Genomic DNA, 1017 nt, shown 5'->3' on the forward strand with positions numbered 1-1017 from the left:
GACTTAAAAAAACGCTACTGGGGGCGCCATTTTTGGGCGCGAGGATACTTTTGTGTAACATCAGGAGAACTGACAGAAGAAATGATTCAAAACTATTTGGAGCATCATTTTGAACCTAAAGGTGATGATAATTTCAGAACCGAAAGCTAAACGGGTCTTAAGACCCGTATCCTGACTTTAGTCATTGTCACTAACCCACCAGCTTTAGCTGGTGGTTGTTTAGTTTGTACATGAAAGCTGCCAAATCCTTCGTGTCTGCAGGGCGATTTCCGTAGAAAATAAATTTCTTGTTCTCTTGGATATTCCTTATTTTCCTGAGGAGATCGGCCGTAGGGTAGGTGTATCCTTCGCTAGCTTTCCTTTCGACGCGAGAAGGCTTCATTCCAAACAATAGTCGTTCGATATCTGGGAGTTCGGATCGATATTCGTTAATAGTGTCTTGAAGTCGGCCTTGAGAGTATTCTTCAAAAATGCTGTTGAAATCGGAAGTTCCGATCAATTTGTGTTTCTCAGCGCCTGCGTGCTTGGCGGCAAGTGTACAAAGCTTAACCAGGTCGCGTGGTCTCTTTCTAATCAATGACATCAGCATGCGGTAAGTTGGTATGTTTTCCCATTTCCCCTTCCCATTGAAAACGGGTTCCATTACCTTTTCTAGATGTCCCGCGAGTACCGCCTGACTTAGCTCCATCAATTCTTCAGCCGACTTGCTTTTTCCGAGCAAGAACTGATCGACCCGCTTTACGAGCAATGCAAGAATTTCATGATTAGACCATGAATACCAAACTACCGATCCTTCTATTTTATCCGTAGATTCATCTGAGGTTCTAACGAGGTAATATACATCCGAACGCAAACTTACTCGAAATGATATCCCCTTACTTTCAGATGCTAGGTCTCGGATTGCGTTTAGCAGTGCTGAAATCCCCCTGTGTCAGAATAGTTGTCGTGTCTAATTTTTAATTAATATTCGGGGGCGATAAGGAATAAACAATGACACGATATTCAAAAGAACGCAAA

2 protein-coding genes are annotated in these 1017 nt (G+C 42.8%); one reads left to right on the plus strand and one right to left on the minus strand.

Translation table 11 applies throughout. The annotated features are described in order from the left end of the window. Nucleotides 1-150, plus strand: a 150-nt coding sequence (locus tag BLV85_RS14780; protein ID WP_176973882.1) for a transposase, incomplete at its 5' end; no start/stop codon positions are given. A 40-nt stretch (nt 151-190) separates the two neighbouring features. Here the strand turns inward: BLV85_RS14780 and BLV85_RS14785 are convergent. Next, nucleotides 191-922 (minus strand): P-loop ATPase, Sll1717 family, encoded by a 732-nt coding sequence (locus BLV85_RS14785; RefSeq protein WP_425433816.1) that lies wholly within the window; start codon nt 920-922, stop codon nt 191-193. Between the last annotated feature and the right edge of the window lie 95 nt (nt 923-1017).

This window comes from Nitrosomonas halophila (assembly GCF_900107165.1).
Classification (GTDB): domain Bacteria; phylum Pseudomonadota; class Gammaproteobacteria; order Burkholderiales; family Nitrosomonadaceae; genus Nitrosomonas; species Nitrosomonas halophila.